The sequence below is a fragment of the Nonomuraea sp. WAC 01424 genome, from assembly GCF_003947315.1.
GTDB lineage: Bacteria > Actinomycetota > Actinomycetes > Streptosporangiales > Streptosporangiaceae > Nonomuraea > Nonomuraea spiralis.
On record NZ_QHHZ01000009.1, the window covers coordinates 247,523 to 269,996 of the forward strand.

The following is a 22,474-nucleotide window of genomic DNA, read 5'->3' on the forward strand; positions in this document are numbered from 1 at the left end:
GACGGGAGGCTCGCGTGGACGGCGTGTGCGTGACCGCCGAGGTGGACGGGCGTGCCCCCGGGCCGGCCGCCGTACGGGCCCGGCTCGGGACGGCGCTGGCCGCCGCGTTCGGCGCCGCCTCGCGGTTCGGCGGCCGGCCCGTGCACGAGGCCGCCAGCGGCCCTGCGGACGGGGCCGCCGCCCACGGCGTGCATCTGCTGCTGCCCGGCGGCGCCGACTCGGCGGCCGTGCTCCCCCGCCTGCTGCGGGAGGTCAGGGCCGCGCTCGACGAGGCCAACCGCGGCCGCGGGCCCGGGGTCCGGCTCCGGCTGGCGCTGGCCCGCGGGCTGGTCCTGCCGCCGGGGATCGCGGGTCACGCCGTGGCCGAGTGCCTGCGCCTGCTGGACAGCGAGGCGGTCGGGGCCGCGGCGGACGGCGTCCCGGCGACGGACCTGACCGTGGTCGCCTCGGACTCCTTCTTCCAGAACGTGGTGGTCGGGGGACTCCTGGAGCACCGGCCCGAGGACTACCGTCCCGTCCGGCTCGGCCGCGGCGCGCCCTCGGTCGCCTGGCTGCACGCCCCCGGCCGGGGGGCCGCCGCCGCCTCGGGGCCGTCCCGCCCGCCGGCCCGCGAGCTGGCGGCGCGGGCCGGGCTGCTGCTGGGGCGGGGCGAGTACCGGCAGGCGATCCTCGACCTGGAGGAGGCACTGCGGCTGCTGCCCGGCGCGGACGGCCCGGACGCCGAGGAGTCGCTGCTGCGGCTCGGCGACTGCCACCGGCGGCTCGGCGACGTCGAGGCCGCGGCCCAGACGTGGACGTTCCTGCTGGCCCGCAGGCCGCTGTGCGCGGCCGCGTGCCAGCGGCTCGGGCGCCTGGAGCTCGAACGCCGCCGTACGCACCGCGCGCTGGTCTACCTCACCGAGGGGCTGCGCCTGGTCCGGGCCCGTCCCGAGCCGTCGGCGAAGGCGGCCAGGCTGACCTGCGCGCTGCTGCTGGACCTGTCGTGCGTACGCAGCGCGCTGGGCGACCCCGCCGTCGCCGACGCCTTCCTCAACGAGGCGGCCGAGGCCGATCCCCGCAGCGTCCTGCCTCTGGTGTCGCTGGCGTTCCGCGCGGCCCGGCGCAGGGACCTCCAGACGGCCCGGCGGCTGCTGGGCACCGCCCTGATCCGGGTTTCCGGCGAGGACAGAAAGGACTTCCTCCGGGAAGTTTGCACAGGTGCCGCATCCTGGGAGGGCGGCGACGTCATAATCAAGGTTCTCCAGGAGAACGGCCTGGATCCGACGGCATCCCCCTGGACGACGCACGCCCCCCGCCCCCCACCCGCGTGACCCGAGGTGATGCGCATGCCTCCTGACCTGTGGCCCAGGACCTCCTTCCTCGGCGCGCTGGACGGGCCGACCCGCAACGCGCTGTTGCGGCTGGGCCGCGTCAAGACGTACGGCTCGGGGCAGGCCGTGGTCCACCAGGGCGATCCGGGCGAGGCGGTCTTCCTGCTGCTCACCGGCCGGGTCAACGTGCACGCAACGGTCGAGAACGGCGCGGAGACCCTGCTCGCCATCCGCCATCCCGGCGACATCCTGGGCGAGATGGCGGTGTTCGGCGACATGCCGCGTACGGCCACGGTGACCGTACGGGTGCCGGCGACCCTGCTGGTGGTGGCCGGGGAGGCGTTCAAGCACTTCGTCGGCACGCAGCCGAGCGCCGCGGTGGCCCTGACCGCCAACACCGCCGAGCGGCTGCGGCAGGCCAACATCTTCCGCGCGGACGCGGCCGGCTACGAGGTGGACCAGCGGCTCGCCCGCGCCGTGCTCTACCAGGTGCAGCGCTCGGCCAGCGTGGTGGGCGGCCACTGGGCCGCCGACCTGCGCCAGGCCGAGCTGGCCATGCTCATCGGCGCGAAGGAGGGAACGGTGCAGAAGGCCATCGCCGCCATGAAGGAGCTGGTCGTCAGCCGGCGCGGCCGGGTGGTCATCCTGGACGTGGCCGGGCTGGCCGCGCTGGCCGACATGGACGCCCCGGACCACCTCCTCGGCACTCCCCCACGATGAGCGCCGGCGGGGGCGGCCCGGGGCCCGTCCCGCCGGCCCCTGTGCGGCGGGACGGGTTCCCCACCAGGATCGCCGCTGCCCCGGCCGCCTTCCCCGCACCAGTAGGGGTTGGCGGTCGCGGGGCCCCCGGACAATGACCTCGACCGCCGACCGGAGAGGAAGCACATGTCATCGCCGCGAAGGGTGCTCTGCGGAGCCGTCGACATCAAGGGCTGGAGCGGACGGCCCGTGCCCGAGCAGATCCGCGCCCAGCAGAGCCTGGTCACGGTCGTGTACGCGGCCTGCCGGGCCGCCGGGCTGCCCGAGGAGATCGTGCAGAGCAGCGGCGACGGCGTGCTGATCATGCCGCCGAGCGACATCGACGAGACGGCGGTGATCCCCGAGCTGGTGCACGGGCTGACCGTCGCGCTGCGGCAGGAGAACCGGCTGCTGAGCGACGGCGCGCGGATCCGGCTGCGGTTGTCGCTGACCAACGGCGTGGTGTCCACCGGGCCCACGGGGTTCAGCGGCCCGGCGATCATCGAGTGCTTCCGGCTGCTCGACGCCCCCGTGGTCAAGTCCGTGCTGGTGGACCATCCGGTGGCCGAGCTGGCGGTGATCGTCTCCGACCACCTCTACCAGGACGTGATCCGGCACGGCTTCCGTTCCCTGCGTCCCGACGAGTTCTGGAAGGTGGACGGCTCGATCCGGGACCGCGACTTCTCGGCGACCGCGTGGGTGTGGGTGTCGGACCGTACGCCGGCCGGCCGGTCCGGTCCGGCGCAGGAGGGCGGGGCCTCCGGCGGGGTCGCCTCGCTGGAGGAGTTGGTGCGGACCCGGCCGGGCCCCTCGCCCTCCACCCTGCTGCGGCTGGGCCGCGCCCAGGCCGACGCGGGCGAGGCGGAGGCGGCGCGGCTGACGTTCACGTACCTGATCGACCACGCGCCGCAGGAGGCCACGGCCTATGTGGAGCTCGGCCGGCTGGAACGGCTGGCGGGCCGGCCCGCCGCCGCCCGCCACTACCTGGCGGCGGGGGCCGAGCTCCTGGACGACGGCGGGCTGCTGGCCCGGCTGGTACGGGAGCTGCTGGAGCTGCCGCCCGGCCCGGCGGCGGTCAGAGGTTCTGCAGCACCGCGATGACGGCCGTGACGGTGAGCATCGCCAGACCGGCCAGCAGCGCGCCGAGCGCCACACCGGCCCAGCGGTACTTCTTCTCCGCCACCCGGGAGTTGGCCCACACCTGGTGGGCGATGGCGGGCACGAGCGCGTCCGGCCGGCCCACCAGCCCGCCGAGCTCGCCCACGTACGTCTCGGGGCGGGTGCCGAAGCGCGTGGCGACGTGGTGGTAGTGCAGCGGGTTGGTGGGCTCGCTGCGCACTCTGGGGATCAGGGCCAGCGCGGCGGCGACGGCGGCCACGGCGACGGCCAGCGCGCAGGCCCCGGCCGTGAGACCGAAGGCCGCGCTGATGCGGGGCACGCCCCTGATGAGCGTGTAGACGACGCCGCCGACGACCCCCGCCGAGGCCAGGGTGAGTCCCGCCTTGGTCTCGGCGTGCTTGACCAGGTCCATGACGAGCGTGAGCGTCTTCCAGGCGTCGTCGGCGCCCGGCCCGGCCTGCGGTGCGACGGGCAGGAGCGGAGGCTTCCTGACGGGGGCGCGCTTCATGGGCACGTCCCCGAGGAGGAGCGGGAACGGCCGCCGGGGCTTCGAGGGCTCGGCACGGCTCTAGGTCACTTTCCAGCCGGTACGGGCCGCCCAGTCCTCGGCCGTCGCGACGACCAGGTCGACGACCGGGTTCTTCGTCTCGGTGTAGGCCGCGTTGCCGGTCACCGCCTCGGCCAGGGCCCGCTTGAACGCCGCGTAGGCGGGCACGGCGGCCGGATGGGCGCGGAACCAGTCGCGGAACAGCAGGGCGAACCGTTCGCCGGGGCCTCCGGCCTGGCGGATGTGCAGGTTGACGTCGGGACCGGTGTGGCCGCGGCGCATCCAGAGCCGCTTGCGCCACATCTCGGGCGGCCCGGCCGAGCCCGCCGGGACGTGGTCGTGGAAGTAGGTGGTGTCGGCGAAGCCCAGCGGGGGCAGCGCCGCCGCCAGTGCCGCCTCGGCGGCGTCGAGGTCGGGCACGCTCACCTGGAGGTCGAAGATCGGCTTGGCGTCCATGCCGGGGATGGAGGTGCCGCCGATGTGCTCCACCCGGAGCGCCGGCGGCGTCAGCGCGTCGAGCAGCCCGGCGGCGAGCGCTTTTCCGGCGGATTCCCAGTCAGGATTATTCCTCGCGATGTCCACGCTAGGCACAGGGCAATTGTATCGCCATATTCGCGGCCGACCTAGAGGCTCTTTGTCGCGCCATTGATATTTGTCAGCCAATCACGTCCGCACCCTTGCCACCTGGGGTTTCTCTCGCCTTAATGGCCCGGCGGGAGAGCGGCCGACAGCCCGCGGGAACGATTTCCCGGCGGGCCTGTTCGGCGTTGCGAAATCAATTCACGACGGTCATGAGACCGAGCGGTGCAGGGCGGCCGTCAGGTCGGTGACGCGCTTGACGGAAGCGCTCCACGTGCTGCCCGCCGGGTGCGCGGTGAGCACCGCCATGACGAGGCGGTCGCCGGCGCCGGCCAGGCCCGTCGTGTGCAGCACGGGCCGCCCGTAGTCGGGCACGCCCGAGCCGGTGGCGCGCTGCGCGATCCACGAGACGGGCGCGGCCATGGACTTGGCGTCGCATTTGCCCGGCGGCGTCGCGCCGAACCCGGACCAGCCCTGCTTGACCGCCCACGGCCGGGGCACCGCGCGCGGGATGCCGAAGGTCTGGTCGAAGCCGTCGGTGCCGCACGGCGTGGAGGCGCGCAGGTGGCCGAGGATGAGGTCGCGTACCCGGGCGTCGGCGCTGTCGAGTAGGTAGCGGTAGGTGCGCACGACGTCGTACGCGCTGAGCGAGGTGTAGCCCCAGAAGCCGGGCTTGGAGGCGGGCGGCGGGGTGGTGTCGGACAGGCCCAGCTTGCGGGCCGTCCGCACGATGATCTGGCCCTTGCCGCCGCGGTCCCAGAACGCCGAGGCCGCGTCGTCGTCGCTGGAGCGCAGCATGACCTTCAGCAGCCGGGCGTCGGCCGCGGGCACGCTCTTGCGCCGTTCCAGGTAGTCGATGGCGATGAGGATCTTCACGACCGAGGCCGAGCGGAACTTGCGGTGGGCGTACCTGGTGGCGACGATCTTGCCGGCCTTCCTGTCGAACACCACCCATGCCGCCGTGGTGCCCGCGGGGACCGGGACCGCCCGGGCGACCGCGGCGTGGGCGGGCGTGGCCAGGGCGACGAAGGGGACGACCGCCGCCACGGCGGCCATGGGCTTGATTCGCACCCGCCTATAACTACCAGATTGCGCCGTCCGCCTCTTGACCGTCAAACGAAAGCGGGTATAAACACAGGAGAACCCACACAGAAACGGCGGTGAACCAACATCATGTACGCCGAGGAGCGGCAGCAGGAGATCCTCCGCAGAGCGCGGGACGCCGGCCGCGTCGACGTGGTGACGCTGGCCGCGGAGCTCGACGTGACCACCGAGACGATCCGCCGCGACCTGACCGCGCTGGAACGGGCGGGCGTGCTGCGCCGGGTGCACGGCGGCGCGATCCCCGTCGAACGGCTGGGGTTCGAGCCCGCGCTCGCCGCCCGCGACGAGGTGATGACCGCGGAGAAGGAACGCATCGCCAAGGCGGCCCTGGCCGAGCTTCCTGAGGACGGCTCGGTCATCATCGACGCCGGCACCACGACGGGCCGCCTGGTCCAGGCGCTGCCCGCCGACCGCGAGCTCACCGTGATCGTGAACTCGCCGCCGCTGGCCACCGTCCTGGCCTCGCGGGCCAATCTGCAGGTGATCGTGCTGGGCGGACGGCTGCGCGGCAAGACGCTGGCCACGGTCGACGACTGGGCGCTGCGCCCGCTGGCCCACCTCAACGTCGACGTCGCCTTCATGGGCGCCAACGGCTGCTCGCCCGCCCGCGGGCTGACCACGCCCGACCCGGCCGAGGCCGCGATCAAGAGGGCCATGGTCCGGGCCGCGCAGCGCAGCGTGCTGCTGGCCGACCACACCAAGTTCGGCAACACCTACCTGGCCACGTTCGCCGAGCTGGGCGAGATCGACGTGGTGATCACCGACGCGGGGCTCGACCCGGCGCTCGCCGCCGACATCGCCGCCGCCGGGCCGGAGGTGATCCGCGCGTGATCCTCACGCTGACGCTCAACCCGAGCCTGGACCGTACGATCGAGATCGCCGCCCTGGCCAGGGGCGCGGTCATCCGCGCCGCCGGGGCCCGGCTCGACCCGGGTGGGAAGGGTGTCAACGTCTCGCGCGCGCTGCTGGCCAACGGGGTCGCCGCGCGGGCGGTGGTGCCCTTCGCCGGGGACGAGGGGGCGCAGCTCGTCCGCCTGCTGGCCGCCGAGGGGCTGGACATGGTCACCGTGCCCGTGGCGGGCACGACCAGGTCCAACGTCACGCTCGCCGAGCCCGATGGCACCGTGACCAAGATCAACGAGCCGGGCCCGGCTCTGTCGGCGGCCGAGCTCGACACGATCGCCGAGACCGTGCTGGCCGCGGCGCACGAGGCCGACTGGGTGGTGGCCTCGGGCAGCCTGCCGCCCGAGGTGCCCGCCGACGTCTACGCCCGGCTGTGCCGCCGCTTCGCCGCCGCGGGCCTCCACGTCGCCGTCGACACCAGCGGCCCCGCGCTGGCCTGCGTGCTCGCGGCCGGTCCCGCGCTGGTCAAGCCCAACCTCGACGAGCTGGCCGCGGTGACCGGCAGGCCGCTGGCGCGCGTCGGCGACGTCGTCGAGGCGGCGGCCGGGCTGCGGGCCGCGGGCGCCCGTACGGTGCTGGCCAGCCTCGGCGCCGACGGCGCCGTCCTCGTCGAGGACGCCGGCGTCTGGTACGGCGAGGCCGCGGTCACCGAGCCGCGCAGCTCCGTCGGCGCGGGCGACGCCATGCTGGCCGGTTTCCTCGCCGCGGGCGGGCGCGGCGCCCCCGCACTGGCCGAGGCGCTGGCCTGGGGCGCGGCGGCGGTCCGGCTGCCCGGCAGCAGGATGCCCGGCCCCGCCGACATCGACCGCGCGGGAGTGCGGACCGGGCTCCCCGATCCGACCCGGCCGCTCACCGTGCCGCACGCGCCGCCCGTCCCGGAGCCGGTCGCGCCCCCATCCCACGGCTGATCCACTGCTCATCCCCCCGAAGGAGCAAGTCCCATGGCCGACAGCTACACCCCTCCGGTCTACGGCACCGGAGTCAAGGCCACGATCCAGCGCTTAGGCGGCCACCTGGCCGGAATGATCATGCCGAACATCGGCGCGTTCATCGCCTGGGGCCTGATCACCGCGCTGTTCATCCCGACCGGCTGGCTGCCCGACAAGGAGCTGGCCGAGCTGGTCGGCCCGATCATCACGTCCCTGCTGCCGATCCTCATCGCCTACACCGGCGGCCGCATGGTCCACGGGCAGCGCGGCGCGGTCGTCGGCGCGGTGGCGGCGATGGGCGTCGTCGTGGGCTCGGACATCCCGATGTTCCTGGGCGCGATGATCGTCGGCCCGCTCGCCGCCGTAATCCTGAAATATGTGGACAAGTTCACTGAGCAGCGGACCAAGGCCGGGTTCGAGATGCTCGTGGACAACTTCTCGGCCGGCATCGTGGGCGCCGCCATGGCCGTGGCCGGCGTCCTGGGCATCGGGCCGGTCGTCCGGGTCGTCACCACCGCGGCGGGGAACGCCGTGGAGTGGCTGATCACCAACAACCTGCTGCCGGTGGCGTCGGTGCTGATCGAGCCGGCCAAGGTGCTGTTCCTGAACAACGCGGTCAACCACGGCGTGCTCGGGCCGCTGGGGGTGGCCGAGGCGGTCCGGCAGGGCAAGTCGATCCTGTTCATGCTGGAGTCGAACCCGGGGCCGGGGCTGGGGCTGCTGGTGGCGTACCTGCTGTTCGGGCCGCGTCAGCTGCGGCCGAGCACGCCGGCCGCGATGATCATCCACTTCTTCGGCGGCATCCACGAGATCTACTTCCCGTACGTGCTGATGAAGCCGCGGCTCATCCTGTCGGTCATCGCGGGCGGCGCGGCCGGCGTCTTCACCTTCATGATCACCGGCGCCGGACTGGTCGCCACGCCCTCGCCCGGCAGCATCTTCGCCTATCTCGCGGTGACGCCGCGCGGCGGCTGGCTCGGCTCGATCGCCGGGATCGCGGTGGCCGCGGCCGTGTCGTTCGCCGTCGCCGCCGTGCTGCTCGGCTTCGGCCGGGGCGAGAAGGAAGAGGAGCCGGAGCCCGTCCGGACCGAACCCGTCACCAAGGAGGCGTGACCCATGGCCGGCATCGACAGCAAGGACATCCACAAGATCATCGTGGCCTGCGACGCGGGCATGGGCAGCAGCGTCATGCTCGCCTCCCAGCTCCGCAAGCAGCTCAAGGAGAGCGGCGTCACCGTGGAGCACACCCCGGTCAACTCCATCCCCGCCGACGCGGACGTCGTCGTGTGCCACGCCGGGCTGGCCGCCAGGGCCAGGGCCGCCGCGCCGGGCAAGCCGCTGGTGTCGTTCCAGGTCTTCCTCGGCGACCCGGCGGTGACCAGGCTGGTGGAGACCATCAGGAACGGCGGCACCGTCGATGCGTGAGGATCTGCTCGACCCGCGCGCGGTGCTGCTGCACGAGAGCGCCGCCTCGCGGGAGGAGGCCGTCCGCAGGTGCGGGCGGGTGCTGGTGGACGTGGGCGCGGTCGCCGAGCCGTACGTCGAGGCGATGCTCGAACGCGAGCGTACGATCTCCACCTACGTCGGCGAGGGGGTGGCCATCCCCCACGGCACGGCCGCCTCCAAGCAGGACGTCGCGCGCGACGCGATCTGCGTGGTGCGTTTCCCCGGCGGGATCGACTGGGACGGCGAGCGCGTCACACTGTGCGTGGGCATCGCCGCCGCCGGCGACGGGCACGTGCCGCTGCTGGCGGCGCTGGCCGAGATCCTGCTCGACCCCGACCGGGCCAGGACGTTGCGCGAGGCGACGGAGCCGGGCCAGGTGCTGAAGGAGCTGACGTGAAGGTAGCCAGGTTCCACGCCCCGGGCGACATCAGGATCGAGGACGCGCCCGAGCCCCAGGCGGGGCCGGGCGAGCTGAAGATCCGGGTGCGCAACTGCTCGACCTGCGGCACCGACGCCAAGATCTTCAGGTACGGCCACCACCACATCAGGCCGCCGCGCGTCATGGGCCACGAGATCGCCGGCGAGGTCGTGGACACCGGGGCGCGGGTGCAGGTGATCGCCGCGATCCCGTGCGGGACGTGCGCGGAGTGCCGCCGGGGCCGCCTGACCGTCTGCCCTCGGCAGGAGTCGATGGGCTACCACTACGACGGCGGGTTCGCCGAGTACCTGATCGTCCCGGCCAAGGTACTGGCTGTGAACGGTGTCAACGCCGTTCCCGACGGTGTCGGGTTCGCCGAGGCGTCGGTGGCCGAGCCGCTGGCCTGCGTGCTGAACGGCCAGTCGCTGGCCCGGGTGGGCGCGGACGTCACCGTGGTGGTGATGGGCGCGGGCCCGATCGGCTGCCTGCACGTACGGCTGGCGCGGGCGCGCGGCGCGGCACGGGTCTTCCTCGTGGACGTCAACGCCCGGCGGCTGGCGATGGCGGCCGAGCTGGTACGTCCGGACGCGGTGATCGACTCCGACGCCGTCGAGCAGGTGCTCAAGCTGACCGGCGGCCGGGGCGCCGACGTGGTGATCACGGCGGCGGCCTCCGGCGCGGCCCAGGAGCAGGCGGTGCGGATGGCGGCCCGGCAGGGGCGCGTCAGCCTCTTCGGCGGGCTGCCGAAGGACGACCCGGTCATCGCGCTGGACTCCAACCTGGTGCACTACCGGGAGCTGACCCTCGTGGGCGCGAACGGCTCCAGCCCCGCGCACAACGCCGAGGCCCTGCGCCTGGTGGCCGAGGGCGCCGTCGTGGTGTCCGACCTGATCACGCACCGGTTGCCGCTGCCTCGGGTGCTCGACGGGATCGATCTCGTCAGCAGGGGCGAGGCGATCAAGGTGACGATGGAACCCTGAGCGGAGAGGAGGTTCGCCATGGCGAGTCGAACGGTGGTCGTGGCCTCGGCCAGCGGCCTGCACGCACGTCCGGCGAAGGTGTTCGTACGGGAGGCGGCCCGGCTCGGGGTGCCGGTGCGGGTACGGGTCGGGCAGAAGTCGGTGCCCGCCGGCAGCATGCTGGGCGTGTTGTCGCTGGGCGCGGTGCGGGGCACGGAGGTGACGCTGGAGGCCGACGGCCCGGGAGCCGAGGAGGCGCTCGACGCCCTGGCCGCCCTGCTCTCCCTCGACCTCGACGCCGCCCCGCCCACGGCCCCCACGCCGGCCTCCGCGCCGGCCGCCGGGGCGGGGGACGGTGGGGCGTCCGATGCCTGAGCCGGCGTTGAAGGGGCTGGGCGTGAGCCGGGGAAGGGCCGCCGGGCCGTCGGTGCGGATGGCGGCGCCGCCCGTGCTGCCCGCCCCCCGCCGGGTGGCCGACCCCGACGCCGAGGCGGCCGCGGCCGCCAAGGCCCTGGACACCCTCGCCGCCGACCTCGAACACCGCGCCGCCCAGGCCCGCGCGGCAGACGCGGAGGACGCCGCCGAAGGGGCGGAGATCCTGGAGGCGCTGGCGATGATGGCCGGCGACCCCACGCTGCGTGAACAGGCCGAGGCACACGTGCGCGACGACGGCCTGGACGCCGCCCACGCCCTCGACGCGGCCTTCTCCGCGCACAAGGAGGCCCTGGCCGCGCTGGGCGGCTACCTCGCCGAGCGGGCCGCCGACCTCGACGACCTGCGGGCGCGCGCGGTGGCCGCCGTGCTCGGCCTGCCCGTGCCGGGCGTGCCCGACCCGGGCCACCCGTTCGTGCTGGTGGCCGAGGACCTGTCCCCCGCCGACACCGTCGGCCTGGGCCCGCGGGTGCTGGCGCTGGTCACCGAGCGCGGCGGCCCGACCAGCCACACCGCGATCCTGGCCCGGGGCCGCGGCCTGCCCGCCGTCGTCGCCTGCGCGGGCGTCATGGACGTCCCCGACGGGACCATGATCGGCGTGGACGGCCTCACCGGCGAGGTCACGGTCGGCCTCACCGAGGAGGAGGCCGAGCGCGTACGGGACTCCGACCGGCGGGAGCGGGCCAGGCTGGCGGCGAGCACGGGCCCCGGCAGGACCGCCGACGGCCATCCGGTGAAGTTGCTGCACAACATCGGCTCGGCCGCTGACCTGCGTCCGGGCGCGGAGGGCGTGGGCCTGTTCCGCACCGAGTTCCTGTTCCTGGACCGCCGGCAGCCGCCCTCGCACGAGGAGCAGGTGGCCGCGTACGCGCGGGTTTTCGCTGGGGCGGGAACGGTGACCGTGCGCACGCTCGACGCCGGCACCGACAAACCGCTGCCCTTCCTCGGCCTGCCGGACGAGCCCAACCCGGCGCTGGGCGTGCGCGGCCTGCGGGTGGACCGGGTGCTGCCCGGCGTCCTGGACGCCCAGCTCGACGCCATCGCCGAGGCGGCCCGCGCCACGGGCGCCGACGTCCGGGTGATGGCCCCGATGGTGACCACCGCGCGCGAGGCGGCCGACTTCGCCCGCCGCGCCCGCGCGCGCGGCATCGAGCGCGCGGGCGTGATGGTCGAGGTGCCGGCCGCCGCCCTCCAGGCCGACGAACTGCTGGCCGAGGTGGACTTCCTCAGCATCGGCACCAACGACCTGGCCCAGTACACCTTCGCCGCCGACCGGCAACATCCCGGCCTGTCCGACCTCCTCGACCCGGCCCAGCCCGCCCTGCTCCGGTTGATCGGGATGTGCGCCGAGGCCGGGCGGCGGGCGGGCAAGGCGGTCGGGGTGTGCGGCGAGGCGGCCGGCGACCCGGCGGTCGCGCCGCTGCTGGTGGGGCTCGGCGTGTCGAGCCTGTCGATGGCCCCGGTGTGCGTGCCCGTCGTACGTGAGGCGCTGGCGGCCCTCACGCTGCGGGAGTGCCGCGAACGCGCCCGCGCGCCGCTGGGCTAGCGACGGTCAGCCGACCGGCTCTGGGTTGTGGGCCCTGAGCCGGAGCTGGTCGCCCTCGACGTCCACGCTGACCTTGCCGCCCTCGCCCACCTCGCCGGTCAGCAACATCGTGGACAGGCGGTTGTCCAGCTCCCGCTGCACGGTGCGGCGCAGCGGACGGGCGCCGAACTCGGGCTGGTAGCCGCGCCGGGCCAGCCAGTCCTTGGCCTCGCCGGAGACCTCCAGCGAGATGCCCTGACCGCGCAGGCGCTGCCGGGTGCGCTCCAGCAGCAGGTCCACGATCTGGCGCAGCTGCTCGCGCTCCAGGCGCTTGAAGATGATCGTCTCGTCGATGCGGTTGAGCAGCTCGGGGCGCAGGGAGTGGCGCAGCAGGTCCATGAGCTGGTCCTGGAGCTGCGGGGTGTCGCCCTCGGCGTCCAGGATGAGCTGGGCGCCGATGTTGCTGGTCATGATGACGATCGTGTTGGTGAAGTCGACCGTGCGGCCCTGGCCGTCGGTCAGGCGGCCGTCGTCCAGCATCTGGAGCAGGATGTTCATGACGTCGGGGTGGGCCTTCTCGATCTCGTCGAGCAGGATGACGCCGTGCGGGCGGCGGCGTACGGCCTCGGTGAGCTGGCCGGCCTCCTCGTAGCCGACGTACCCGGGGGGCGCGCCGATCAGGCGGGAGACGGTGTGCCGCTCCTGGAACTCGCTCATGTCGATGCGCACCATGTGGTCCTCGCCGCCGAACAGCGCGGCGGCCAGGGCCCTGGCCAGCTCGGTCTTGCCGACGCCGGTCGGGCCGAGGAACAGGAAACTGCCGATGGGCCGGTTCGGGTCGGACAATCCGGCCCTGGCCCTGCGTACCGCCTCGGCGATGGCGACGACGGCCTCGTCCTGGCCGATCACCCGCTCGTGCAGATGCTCCTCCAGCCGCATCAGCCGCTCGCGCTCCTGCTCGGTGAGCTGGGTGACGGGGATGCCGGTACGCCGGGAGACGACCTCGGCGATGTCCTCGACCATGACCTGCGGGACGGTGTCGGCGCCCTGCCGGGCGCGGTCCAGCTCGGGACGGAGCTTGTCGATCTGGACGGTGAGCTCCTTGGCCCGGTCGAAGTCGTCGGAGGTGACCGCCTGGTCCTTGTCGCGGCGCAGCGCCTCCAGGCGTTCCTCCAGCTCGCGCACATCGCTGCCGGGGGTGCGCGAGCGCAGCCGGACCCGGGCCGAGGACTGGTCCATCAGGTCGATGGCCTTGTCGGGCAGGAAACGGTCGGAGATGTAGCGGGCCGAGAGGTTGGCGGCGGCGTCCAGGGCCTCGTCGGTGATGCGCACCTGGTGGTGGGCCTCGTACGCGTCGCGCAGCCCGGCCAGGATCTCGATCGTCTGCTCGACGGTGGGCTCGCTGACCAGGATCGGCTGGAAGCGGCGTTCGAGGGCGGCGTCCTTCTCGATGTTCTTGCGGTACTCGTCGATGGTGGTGGCGGCGATGACGTGCAGCTCGCCGCGGGCCAGGGCGGGCTTGAGGATGTTGGCCGCGTCCATGCCGCCTTCGGCCGAGCCCGCGCCGACCAGCGTGTGCACCTCGTCGATGAAGACGATGATCTCGTCGGCGTGCGCGCGGACCTCGTCGATGACCTTCTTGATGCGTTCCTCGAACTCGCCGCGGTACTTCGACCCGGCCACCATGCCGGTCAGGTCGAGCGCGACGACCCGGCGGTCCTTGAGCGTGTCGGGCACGCTGCCGTTGACGATGCGCTGGGCGATGCCCTCGACGATGGCGGTCTTGCCGACGCCGGGCTCGCCGATCAGGCACGGGTTGTTCTTGGTACGCCGGGACAGCACCTCGATGGCCTGCTCGATCTCGTCCTCGCGGCCGACGACCGGGTCGACCCTGCCCTGCCTGGCCTCCTCGGTCAGGTCCCGGCCGTACTCGTCGAGCGAGGGGGTGTCGGTGGGCTGACGGCCGTCGCCGTGCTGCTGGCGGGAGGCGCCGGACATGATCGCCTGCTGCAGTTCGTTGGCCGAGACGCCCTGCTCGTGCAGCAGGCGGGAGGCGCCGGAGTCGGGGTTGGCGGCCACGGCGAGCAGCAGGTGCTCGGGGCCGATGTAGGACGACTGCAGGGCGCGCGAGATGCGCTGGGCGTCCAGGATGGCGCGTTTGGCCGCCGGTGAGAGCGTGGTCGGCGGCTCACCCGCCTCGCCGGGCCCGGCCAGGGCGTCGATGCGGTCGCGCAGCCTGCCCAGGTCGATGCCCGCCGACTGCATCAGGGGACGGGTGGCGTCGGACTCGGTCAGCGCGTCGAGGATGTCCAGGACGTCCATGTCCGGCGCGCCGCGCTGCCCGGCCATCTCCAGGGCCCGGCTGAGCACCTCCCTGGCCGACGCGCTGAGCAGCTTGCCCACGTCGACGCGCTGCACGCTCGGCCGCGACGGCGGCCAGCCCTCCATCCCGCCGAACACCCGCCCGGTGAGCTCCTCGAACCCCCTGAACGGATCTCCCCCGAAGAACGACCTGAACGGCATGTCGGACATTTGATCTCCCCCTAGTGCATCAGGTGGACATCTAGCCGAAGAAGCCGCAAGTCATAGCCAGCAATCGGCAAAAGGGACGCATTACTCCGTGGCGACGAGGTCGATGATCGGGGTGTCGCCCGAGACGAGCTCCAGCGTCCGGTGGGCGGTGCCCGGGTTGTCCAGGAGCGCGAGGACGACGGCGACCCCGTCGTCGCGGGGCACCGAGCCGGGCGGCACCTCGGGGGCCAGCCGGACCAGGCCCGTGCCGGGCTCGTCGGTCAGGCGGCCGGGCCGCAGGATCGTCCAGGCCAGGCCGTCGCGGGCGCGCAGGTCGTCCTCGGCGGCGGTCTTGGCCTCGATGTAGGCGGCCCAGACCGCGTCGCCGCCGGGCGCGGGCGGACGCCCGGCGCCCATGGAGGAGATCTGGATGAACCGCCGCACACCCGAGCGTTCGGCGGCCTCGGCCATCAGGACGGACGCGCCCCGGTCGACGGTGTCCTTGCGGGCCGCGCCGCCGCCCCGGGCCGCGCCCGCCGCGAAGACCACGGCGTCGCCGCCGCGCAGGATCTCCGCCACCTCTTCGGCGCTCGCCCGCTCCAGGTCGCACAGCACGGCCTCGGCGCCGGTGGCTTCCACGTCGGCCACGTGCGCCGGGTTGCGCACCAGGCCGACCGCCCCGGACCCGAGCCGCTCGGCGAGCCGCAACGCGATCTTCCCGTGGCCCCCCGCGATGACGATGCGCATGCCCCCATGGTGTCATGGACCGCATGAGCGACTTCCCGCAGGCCCCCACCCCCGCGTTCCTGTTCGACCTGGACGGCACGCTGATCGACAGCGTCTACCAGCACGTCATCGCGTGGCGGCAGGCGCTGTCCGGGATGGGGATCGACCTGTCGGTGTGGCGCATCCACCGGCGCATCGGCATGAGCGGCGGCCTGTTCGTCAGCGCCCTGCTGCGCGAGACCGGGCTGAAGCTGACCCAGGAGCAGATCGACGAGTTGCAGGTGACCCACGCCGAGGCGTACGAGCAGCAGGTGGACTCGGTCCGGCCGCTGCCGGGGGCCGCAGAGCTGCTCGGCGAGCTGAGCGCGCGCGGCGTGCCGTGGGCCATCGCCACCAGCGGCTACGCCCGTACGGCGCGGCTCGCGCTCGGCATGCTGGGCCTGCCGGAGGACACCCCGATGGTCACCCGCGACCTGGTGCGGCGGGCCAAGCCCGACCCGGATCTGTTCCTGGCCGGTGCGGCGCTCGTCCAGGTGGACCCGCTGCATGCGATGGTGGTGGGCGACAGCGTCTGGGACCTGCTCGCCGCCCGCCGGGCCGGCGCGCTCGGCATCGGGCTGCTGTCCGGCGGATACGGCAGGGACGAGCTCGAACGAGCCGGCGCGTTCCGGGTGTACGCCGACCCGGCCGACATGCTGGACCGGCTGGACGAGCTCGGCGTGCGCTCGCCTTCCTGAGCGCCGGGAATATCCCGCCGAACCTGCCAGCTTGATCGTGCGTATCCCCCACAGAGGAGCATTGAGATGGATTTGGCAGACATCGGCGTGACCGGCCTGGCGACCATGGGACGCAACCTGGCCAGGAACCTGGCCAGACATGGATACGCGGTCGCCGTGCACAACCGCACGACGGCCCGGACGCAGCAGTTGATCAAGGAGTTCGGCGGCGAGGGCACGTTCGTGCCGGCCGAGGAGCTGTCGGCGTTCGTGGCCTCGTTGAAGCGTCCGCGGCGGGCGATCATCATGGTGAAGGCCGGTCCCGGCACCGACGCGGTGATCGACCAGCTCGCCGACCTGATGGAACCGGGCGACATGATCGTCGACGGCGGCAACGCCCACTTCCAGGACACCCGGCGGCGCGAGGCGGCGTTGCGCGAGCGGGGCATCCATTTCGTGGGCACCGGCATCTCCGGCGGTGAGGAGGGCGCGCTGCTCGGGCCGAGCATCATGCCGGGCGGCTCGACGGAGTCGTGGGAGGCGCTGGGCCCGATCCTCCAGGACATCTCGGCCAAGGTGGACGGGGTGCCGTGTGCGGTGCACGTCGGCCCCGACGGCGCCGGGCATTTCGTGAAGATGGTTCACAACGGCATCGAGTACTCGGACATGCAGCTCATCGCCGAGTCCTACGACCTGCTGCGCCAGGCCCTGGGCGCGACGCCGGCCGAGCTGGCCGAGGTGTTCAGGGAGTGGAACCGCGGGGAGCTGGACTCGTACCTGATCGAGATCACCGCCGAGGTGCTGGAGCAGGTGGACGCGGCCACGGGCAAGCCGTTCGTGGACATCGTGGTGGACCAGGCCGAGCAGAAGGGCACCGGCCGCTGGACCGTGCAGAGCGCGCTCGACCTGGGCGTGCCGGTGACCGGCATCGCCGAGGCGGTCTTCGCCCGCGCGTTGTCGGGCCACCCCGAGCAGCGCGCCGCCGCCGCCTCGCTGGAGGGCCCGGAGCTGTCCGGCGTCGGCGCCGGCGAGCTGGTCGAGGACGTACGCCAGGCCCTGTACGCCTCCAAGATCGTCGCCTATGCCCAGGGCTTCGACCAGATCGCCGCCGCCTCGAAGGAGTACGGCTGGGACGTGGACCTGGGCGCGATGGCCACCATCTGGCGCGGCGGCTGCATCATCAGGGCCAAGTTCCTGGACCGCATCCGCTCCGCGTACGACGCCGACCCGCACCTGCCGACGCTGCTGGCCGACCCGACCTTCGCCGCCGCGCTGAACACCGCGCAGGAGGCGTGGCGGCGCGTGGTCACCACGGCGGTGCGGATCGGCGTGCCGACGCCGGGCTTCTCCTCCGCGCTCGCCTACTACGACGGGCTGCGCCGCGACCGGCTGCCGGCCGCGCTGGTGCAGGGGCTGCGCGACTACTTCGGCGCGCACACCTACCACCGGGTGGACCGGGAGGGCGCCTTCCACACCGACTGGTCGGGCGACCGCGCCGAGCGCCCCGCCTGACCTTCCCACCTCATCCGGGCGCGCGGGTCAGCGGGAGGTCAGGGCGACGCGGTTGGCGACCGCCGTGACCACGCAGAACCCGACCGGGCCGGCGGTGTCGTGCAGCGTGACCTGGCCGGTCGCGACGCCGCCGGCGCTGAGATGGCCGGTGGCCTCGACGCCGAGCAGGTCGCCCTCGGGCAGCCGGGCGAGCGTCAGCGTGTAGTCGGCGTTGATGAAGCTGACGCCCGCCGAGCCGATGTTGCTGAGCGGGCTGGCGAAGTCGGCGGCCAGGGCGGCGCGGGTGAGCGGCGTCAGCGGCTCGTCGTCCACCAGCGGGTGCGTCTCACGCAGCCACACCCGGCCGCGCCCGCCCTGACCCCACTCGGTCAGGCGCCACAGGTCGAACGGCGGCTTCCAGTCCCGCCCCTCCACCGGGTCGCCGGCGGGCGGCGGCTCGTCCCAGGCGGGCGTGTGCGGCAGGCTGCCCTCGGGCTGCTCGCCCTGCCGGAGCAGCACGGCCGAGGCCCGTCCGATCACGCCCTGCCCGGTGGAGAGCACGGCGTCGGCGACCCGGATCCGCCGCCCGTCCCTGACCAGGGTGGTCTCCACCGTGACGGGCACCATCGGGCTGTTGCGGAACAGGTCGACGGTGATCCTGGCGAAGTGCAGGCCGGGCTCGGCGTACCGCTCCTCAAGGGCGTTCTCGGCGAGGCCGCCGAGCAGGCGGCCGTGGAGCATGTCGGGGGACCAGGGGCCGCGCGCGTGCGGGGCGGGCACGAACTCGCCCTCTTTGCGCGTGAAGAACGCTGTCGTCGCCATCACCGAATCATATTCTAGAGGAGAGCAGCCGCCGTCCCAGGGCACGCAGGCGGTCCTTCAGCTCGGCCGGTTCGAGCACCTCGAAGTCGACGTCGAGGAAGGCCACGACCACGGCCATCAGGTGCAGGTCGTCGCCGCGCATGGTGAGCACGCAGGTGGTCTCGTCCACGGGCTCGATCTCGCCGCCGATCCGGCCGGCCAGCCGCTCGGCGGGCGCGTGCATCAGGAAGCGGCCCTGGACGGGCCACATCTGGTGGCCGAGCCGGTGCTGCACCCAGGCGGCCACATCGGCCTCGGGCGGCTCGCGCGGGACGAAGCGCGGGCCGTTCGGCGTGCGCACCTCGATCCGGTCGGCCCGGTACGTGCGCCAGTCCTGGCGGTCGACGTCCCAGCCGACCAGGTACCAGCGGTTCCCCTTGCTGACCAGGCTGTGCGGCTCGGCCTTCCGCGACGAGGAAGCGCCCTCGTGGTCGGTGTAGTCGAAGCGGAGCTGCTCGTGGTCGCGGCAGGCGGCGGCGACGCGGGTGAGCAGCTCGGGATCGACCGTCGGGCCCTGCCGGACGATGGGCACGGTGTGGGTCTGCAGGGCGTTCACGCGGCGGCGCAGGCGGGCGGGCAGCACCTGTTCGAGCTTGGCCAGGGCGCGCAGCGAGGTCTCCTCGATGCCGGTCACCGTGCCGCCCGCGGCCGTACGCAGGCCGACCGCGACCGCCACGGCCTCCTCGTCGTCGAGCAGCAGCGGCGGCAGCTCCGCGCCCGGACCGAGCCGGTAGCCGCCGGCCACGCCCGGCGTGGAGCCCACCGGGTAGCCGAGGCCGCGCAGGCGGTCGACGTCGCGGCGCAGCGTGCGCGGGGCGACGCCGAGCCGGTCCGACAACTCGGCGCCGGGCCAGTCGCGCCGGGACTGCAGGAGCGAGAGCAGGCGCAACAACCGCGCCGAGGTTTCCAGCACGGTGACCATTGTGGCCTGAACCTGGCCGCAATGCTGCCTAGCGTGGGTGGCATGAACCGATTTGTCATCGACATTCCGCAGTCCGCGATCGACGACCTGCGGGCGCGGCTGGATCGTACACGCCGGCCGGACGCCCTGGAGGGGGTCGGCTGGTCGTACGGCGTGCCGCCGCAGGCCGTGCAGGAGCTGGCGGCGTACTGGCGGGACGGCTACGACTGGCGGGCGCACGAGGCGCGGCTCAACGCGCTGCCGCAGTACACGACCGAGATCGACGGCCAGCGGGTGCACTTCGCCCACGTACGCTCGCCGCGTCCCGACGCGCTGCCGCTGCTGCTCACGCACGGCTGGCCGAGCACGTTCGCCGACTTCTCCCGCGTGGCCGGGCAGCTCGGCCGCGACTTCCACCTGGTCATCCCGTCGGTGCCCGGGTTCGCCTTCTCCGGGCCCACCACGCGGACCGGCTGGGGCGTACGCCGCGTCGCCGCCGCCTGGATCGAGCTCATGGACCGCCTCGGCTACACCCGCTACGGCCTCCAGGGCGGCGACTTCGGCTCCCTCGTCTCGCCCGCCGTGGCTCGCGCGGTCCCCGACCGGGTGGTGGGCGTGCACCTGAACGCGCTCACGGCGTTCGTCTCCGACGACCTGGCCGGCCTGACCGAGGCCGAGACCGAGCGGGCGCGGCGCATCGAACGCTGGCACCGCGAGTTCTCCGGGTACGCCGCCATTCAGGGGACCAGGCCGCAGACCCTCGCCTACGCCCTGGCCGACTCGCCCGCGGGCCAGCTCGCCTGGCACCTGGACGCGTTCGCGAGCTGGGGCCAGGACGTCGGCGGGGTCGCCCCCGACGACATCCTGACCAACGTCACCATCACCTGGCTGACCGGCACCGCCGGCTCCTCCGCGCGCCTCTACCGCGAGAGCGGCGGCGACTGGGCGCCGCCCGCCGAACCGGGCAAGACCCCCACGGCCGTGGCCGTCTTCCCGGGCGACAGCACGGTCCGGCGCTACGCCGAACGCACCCACAACGTGGTGCGCTGGACGGAACCGCCACACGGCGGCCACTACGCCGCCCTTCAGGCCCCCGACCTGCTGGCCGAGGACGTCAAGGCGTTCTTCTCGGCCCTCTGACCGGCTTCCGGCCCTCTGACCGGATTCCCGGATCTCTAACCGGCGGCCATCACGCAGAACGGGTGGCCCTCGGGGTCGAGCACCACCGTCCACTCGTCGCCGCCAGGCTGCGGGTCGGGCACGGTGGCACCCAGCGCCACCAGCGCCTTCCTGGCCTCCTCGACGTCGGGGACGGTGAGGTCGAGGTGCAGGTGCTTGGCGCCACCGTCCGGCCAGCCGGGCCCCTGGTAGCCCTCGATCCGCTGGAAGGAGAGCTGCACGGGACCGCCGGTGACGGAGGCGTAATCGGGGTCTGCGTCGGCGACCTGCCACCCGGTGGCCTTGGCGTAGAAGCCCGCCAGGGCGACAGGGTCGGCGCAGTCGATGACTATGGAGGAAATCGTCGTCGTCATGCCGCACAGCCTGCCGAGGCCACCCCACCACGGTCTTGAACATCCTTGCGCCACCGCCGCACTCCGCCCGTCGCGGGATTGTCGGAGGGGCGGCGTAACGTACGGCGGGTGCGATCCTCCAAGCCTCTGGCCCGTGGAAAGGGCTTCTCCCTCGACGTGGTGACCTGCGTGGACGACCACCGCGGCTGGTCACCGGCGGAGGCCGGCCGGCAGCACCGGATGGTGCTGGTGCACCGCGGCGCGTTCCGCCGCATGGCCGACGGCCGTCCCGCCGCCGTCGATCCGACGATGGCCTATCTGGGCACACCCGGCCAGGAGGAACGCTTCGCCCACCCGGCGGGCGGCGACGTGTGCACGTCCCTCTCCCTGTCCCCCGGTCTGTGGCGCAGCCTGGCGGGCGACGACACCCCGCTCGCCCGCTCGACCGTCTACGTCGACGCCCGCCTGGAGCTGGCGCACCGGAGCCTGCTCGCCTCGGCCCGCGCCGGCGACGCCGACTTCGCCCTGGTCGAGTCCCTGCTCTCCCTGGTCTCCACCACCCTCGACCAACTGGCCCTCACCCCCACCCCGGCCACCCCCTCCCACACCACCGGCCGCACCGAGAACGCCCCCTCCCCCGCCACCAACACCGGCGAGAGCACCCCCTTCCTCGCCACCGGCCGCGGCGAGAGCGCCCCTTCCACCCCTCCGGGCTCGGCCGCGCGTCCCGGCGCCGTACCCCGGCACCACGCCCCGGCCGCGCGGTCCCGGCCCGCGGCGCCCCACCCGGGCCGGGTCACCGCCCGCTCGCCCCGGGCCGTCGCCGACGCCGCCCGCGAGGCGATCGCGGCCGATCACCCGGCGGCCGGCGGGCTGTTGCCGCTCGCCGAGCTCCTGTCCGTCTCCCCCTACCAGCTCAGCCGGGCCTTCACCCGCGAGCTGGGCGTCTCGCTGACCCACTACCGCAACCGCGTACGCGTCAGCCGCGCGCTCGACCGCCTGGAGAGCGGCGAGCCAAGCCTGGCCACGCTGGCCGCCGATCTCGGGTTCGCCGACCAGGCCCACCTGACCCGTACGGTCCGCCGCCACCTCGGCCACACCCCGACGGCCCTGCGCCGCCTGCTGGCCTCACCCGTTCTGTGAGGGCGGGTGGATTTCGGGCGCCCTGCCGCCTTAAGCTCCCACAATGCGTGATCTAGGTGAGGACCCCCGGCCCGACCGGGGCGTCGTACGCGAGGTCCACTCGCTCAGCGGGCCCGTCACTCTGGCCTACTCCCCCGACCTCGACGGCCTGGCCGATCCGGGCGAGATCGTGTGGGCGTGGGTGCCGTACGAGGAGGATGCGTCGCGGGGGAAGGACCGGCCGCTGCTGGTCGTGGGCCGTACCGGGCGCAGGCTGCTCGGCATGATGCTCTCCAGCAAGGGCGACGACGGCCCCGACTGGCTGGAGGTCGGCGTGTGGGGCCGCGACGGGCGGGTGTCGTACCTGCGGCTCGACCGGGTCTTCGTGCTGGACGAGGACGACATCCGGCGGGTGGGCGCGGTGCTCGACGGCGACCGGTTCGCGCGGGTGGCGGCCACGCTCATGAGGACGCACGGCTGGGGCGCCGGCTGACCCGGCCGGGGTCGGGCCGCCCGACCGGCGAGGCGGGCCGGTAGCCCCCACGGATGGGCGCGAGGGAGTATCCGGATGGTAAGCGCACGATCCGGTCATCGCCCGGGATGAGCCCGTCCTGCGATCATGGGTG

The 22,474-nt window shown here is 73.8% G+C and carries 24 protein-coding genes; 16 read left to right on the forward strand and 8 right to left on the reverse strand.

Annotation, left to right across the window (positions count from 1 at the left end):
* Positions 1-14: 14 nt before the first annotated feature.
* The 3 genes from DMB42_RS25510 (at position 15) to DMB42_RS25520 (ending at position 3,149) form a co-directional block, all read left to right on the forward strand.
* On the forward strand, positions 15-1,310 hold the full coding sequence (locus DMB42_RS25510; protein ID WP_125637531.1) for a hypothetical protein: 1,296 nt from the start codon (positions 15-17) through the stop codon (positions 1,308-1,310).
* A 15-nt stretch (positions 1,311-1,325) separates the two neighbouring features.
* The gene (locus DMB42_RS25515) at positions 1,326-2,030 is read left to right on the forward strand and encodes a Crp/Fnr family transcriptional regulator (RefSeq protein WP_185844860.1); all 705 of its coding nucleotides are present in this window, start codon (positions 1,326-1,328) and stop codon (positions 2,028-2,030) included.
* 165 nt (positions 2,031-2,195) lie between these two features.
* Complete coding sequence (locus tag DMB42_RS25520; protein ID WP_125637533.1) at positions 2,196-3,149, forward strand: lipopolysaccharide assembly protein LapB; 954 nt, start codon at positions 2,196-2,198, stop codon at positions 3,147-3,149.
* Here the strand turns inward: DMB42_RS25520 and DMB42_RS25525 are convergent.
* The 3 genes from DMB42_RS25525 to DMB42_RS25535 all read right to left on the reverse strand — a co-directional run bounded on the left by DMB42_RS25525 (position 3,124) and on the right by DMB42_RS25535 (position 5,364).
* Positions 3,124-3,675: a Pycsar system effector family protein gene (locus tag DMB42_RS25525; protein ID WP_125637534.1), complete on the reverse strand. Its 552-nt coding sequence runs from the start codon at positions 3,673-3,675 to the stop codon at positions 3,124-3,126. The genes DMB42_RS25520 and DMB42_RS25525 overlap by 26 nt on opposite strands.
* A 60-nt stretch (positions 3,676-3,735) precedes the next feature.
* A complete protein-coding gene (locus DMB42_RS25530; RefSeq protein WP_221762325.1) occupies positions 3,736-4,305 on the reverse strand; it encodes a GrpB family protein in 570 nt (189 codons plus the stop codon).
* A 198-nt stretch (positions 4,306-4,503) separates the two neighbouring features.
* Positions 4,504-5,364 (reverse strand): hypothetical protein, encoded by an 861-nt coding sequence (locus tag DMB42_RS25535; RefSeq protein ID WP_125637535.1) that lies wholly within the window; start codon positions 5,362-5,364, stop codon positions 4,504-4,506.
* A gap of 102 nt (positions 5,365-5,466) precedes the next feature.
* Here DMB42_RS25535 and DMB42_RS25540 point away from each other — a divergent pair, with 102 nt between their 5' ends.
* Genes DMB42_RS25540 through ptsP form a run of 8 tightly spaced genes read left to right on the forward strand, consistent with a single transcriptional unit; the run spans position 5,467 to position 12,030 of the window.
* A complete protein-coding gene (locus tag DMB42_RS25540; RefSeq protein ID WP_125637536.1) occupies positions 5,467-6,228 on the forward strand; it encodes a DeoR/GlpR family DNA-binding transcription regulator in 762 nt (253 codons plus the stop codon).
* Positions 6,225-7,208 (forward strand): 1-phosphofructokinase, encoded by a 984-nt coding sequence (pfkB, locus tag DMB42_RS25545; RefSeq protein WP_125637537.1) that lies wholly within the window; start codon positions 6,225-6,227, stop codon positions 7,206-7,208. Before DMB42_RS25540 ends, pfkB begins: the two co-directional genes overlap by 4 nt.
* A gap of 33 nt (positions 7,209-7,241) precedes the next feature.
* The gene (gene mtlA / locus DMB42_RS25550) at positions 7,242-8,342 is read left to right on the forward strand and encodes a PTS mannitol transporter subunit IICB (RefSeq protein WP_125637538.1); all 1,101 of its coding nucleotides are present in this window, start codon (positions 7,242-7,244) and stop codon (positions 8,340-8,342) included.
* A gap of 3 nt (positions 8,343-8,345) precedes the next feature.
* Positions 8,346-8,654: a PTS lactose transporter subunit IIB gene (locus DMB42_RS25555; protein WP_125637539.1), complete on the forward strand. Its 309-nt coding sequence runs from the start codon at positions 8,346-8,348 to the stop codon at positions 8,652-8,654.
* Positions 8,647-9,072 carry a PTS sugar transporter subunit IIA gene (locus DMB42_RS25560; protein ID WP_125637540.1) on the forward strand — a complete coding sequence of 142 codons (426 nt, stop codon included), beginning with the start codon at positions 8,647-8,649 and terminating at the stop codon, positions 9,070-9,072. Before DMB42_RS25555 ends, DMB42_RS25560 begins: the two co-directional genes overlap by 8 nt.
* The gene (locus tag DMB42_RS25565; protein WP_125637541.1) at positions 9,069-10,073 is read left to right on the forward strand and encodes a zinc-dependent dehydrogenase; all 1,005 of its coding nucleotides are present in this window, start codon (positions 9,069-9,071) and stop codon (positions 10,071-10,073) included. The genes DMB42_RS25560 and DMB42_RS25565 overlap by 4 nt, the downstream gene beginning before the upstream one ends.
* An 18-nt stretch (positions 10,074-10,091) precedes the next feature.
* The gene (locus tag DMB42_RS25570; RefSeq protein ID WP_125637542.1) at positions 10,092-10,427 is read left to right on the forward strand and encodes an HPr family phosphocarrier protein; all 336 of its coding nucleotides are present in this window, start codon (positions 10,092-10,094) and stop codon (positions 10,425-10,427) included.
* Between the two features lie 22 nt (positions 10,428-10,449).
* A complete protein-coding gene (gene ptsP / locus DMB42_RS25575; protein WP_260477929.1) occupies positions 10,450-12,030 on the forward strand; it encodes a phosphoenolpyruvate--protein phosphotransferase in 1,581 nt (526 codons plus the stop codon).
* A gap of 6 nt (positions 12,031-12,036) precedes the next feature.
* On the opposite strand, the gene DMB42_RS25580 is transcribed toward ptsP, so the two are convergent.
* Both DMB42_RS25580 and DMB42_RS25585 read right to left on the reverse strand, forming a co-directional pair.
* Positions 12,037-14,541: an ATP-dependent Clp protease ATP-binding subunit gene (locus DMB42_RS25580; RefSeq protein ID WP_125637544.1), complete on the reverse strand. Its 2,505-nt coding sequence runs from the start codon at positions 14,539-14,541 to the stop codon at positions 12,037-12,039.
* Positions 14,542-14,622: 81 nt separating this feature from the next.
* Positions 14,623-15,267: an NAD(P)H-binding protein gene (locus DMB42_RS25585; RefSeq protein ID WP_125637545.1), complete on the reverse strand. Its 645-nt coding sequence runs from the start codon at positions 15,265-15,267 to the stop codon at positions 14,623-14,625.
* A gap of 23 nt (positions 15,268-15,290) precedes the next feature.
* Between DMB42_RS25585 and DMB42_RS25590 the strand changes: the two genes are divergently transcribed.
* The gene (locus tag DMB42_RS25590) at positions 15,291-15,983 is read left to right on the forward strand and encodes an HAD family hydrolase (protein WP_125637546.1); all 693 of its coding nucleotides are present in this window, start codon (positions 15,291-15,293) and stop codon (positions 15,981-15,983) included.
* Between the two features lie 66 nt (positions 15,984-16,049).
* On the forward strand, positions 16,050-17,474 hold the full coding sequence (gene gndA, locus DMB42_RS25595) for an NADP-dependent phosphogluconate dehydrogenase (protein ID WP_125637547.1): 1,425 nt from the start codon (positions 16,050-16,052) through the stop codon (positions 17,472-17,474).
* A 27-nt stretch (positions 17,475-17,501) separates the two neighbouring features.
* Here the strand turns inward: gndA and DMB42_RS25600 are convergent, their stop codons facing one another.
* Together DMB42_RS25600 and DMB42_RS25605 are read right to left on the reverse strand one after the other, a co-directional pair.
* Entirely contained in the window at positions 17,502-18,275 is a 774-nt protein-coding gene (locus tag DMB42_RS25600; protein ID WP_125637548.1) for a thioesterase family protein, read from the reverse strand.
* Between the two features lie 7 nt (positions 18,276-18,282).
* The gene (locus DMB42_RS25605) at positions 18,283-19,227 is read right to left on the reverse strand and encodes a YafY family protein (RefSeq protein WP_125637549.1); all 945 of its coding nucleotides are present in this window, start codon (positions 19,225-19,227) and stop codon (positions 18,283-18,285) included.
* Between the two features lie 51 nt (positions 19,228-19,278).
* Here DMB42_RS25605 and DMB42_RS25610 point away from each other — a divergent pair, with 51 nt between their 5' ends.
* Positions 19,279-20,355, forward strand: coding sequence for an epoxide hydrolase family protein (locus tag DMB42_RS25610; protein WP_125637550.1), 1,077 nt, complete (start codon positions 19,279-19,281; stop codon positions 20,353-20,355).
* Positions 20,356-20,390: 35 nt separating this feature from the next.
* Here DMB42_RS25610 and DMB42_RS25615 read toward each other — a convergent pair whose 3' ends face one another.
* On the reverse strand, positions 20,391-20,747 hold the full coding sequence (locus tag DMB42_RS25615; protein WP_125637551.1) for a VOC family protein: 357 nt from the start codon (positions 20,745-20,747) through the stop codon (positions 20,391-20,393).
* 108 nt (positions 20,748-20,855) lie between these two features.
* Here DMB42_RS25615 and DMB42_RS56040 point away from each other — a divergent pair, with 108 nt between their 5' ends.
* Both DMB42_RS56040 and DMB42_RS25625 read left to right on the forward strand, forming a co-directional pair.
* Positions 20,856-21,869, forward strand: a complete 1,014-nt coding sequence (locus tag DMB42_RS56040; protein ID WP_312024759.1) for a helix-turn-helix domain-containing protein — start codon at positions 20,856-20,858, stop codon at positions 21,867-21,869.
* A gap of 43 nt (positions 21,870-21,912) precedes the next feature.
* Complete coding sequence (locus DMB42_RS25625; protein ID WP_125637552.1) at positions 21,913-22,341, forward strand: type II toxin-antitoxin system PemK/MazF family toxin; 429 nt, start codon at positions 21,913-21,915, stop codon at positions 22,339-22,341.
* Positions 22,342-22,474 lie beyond the last annotated feature (133 nt).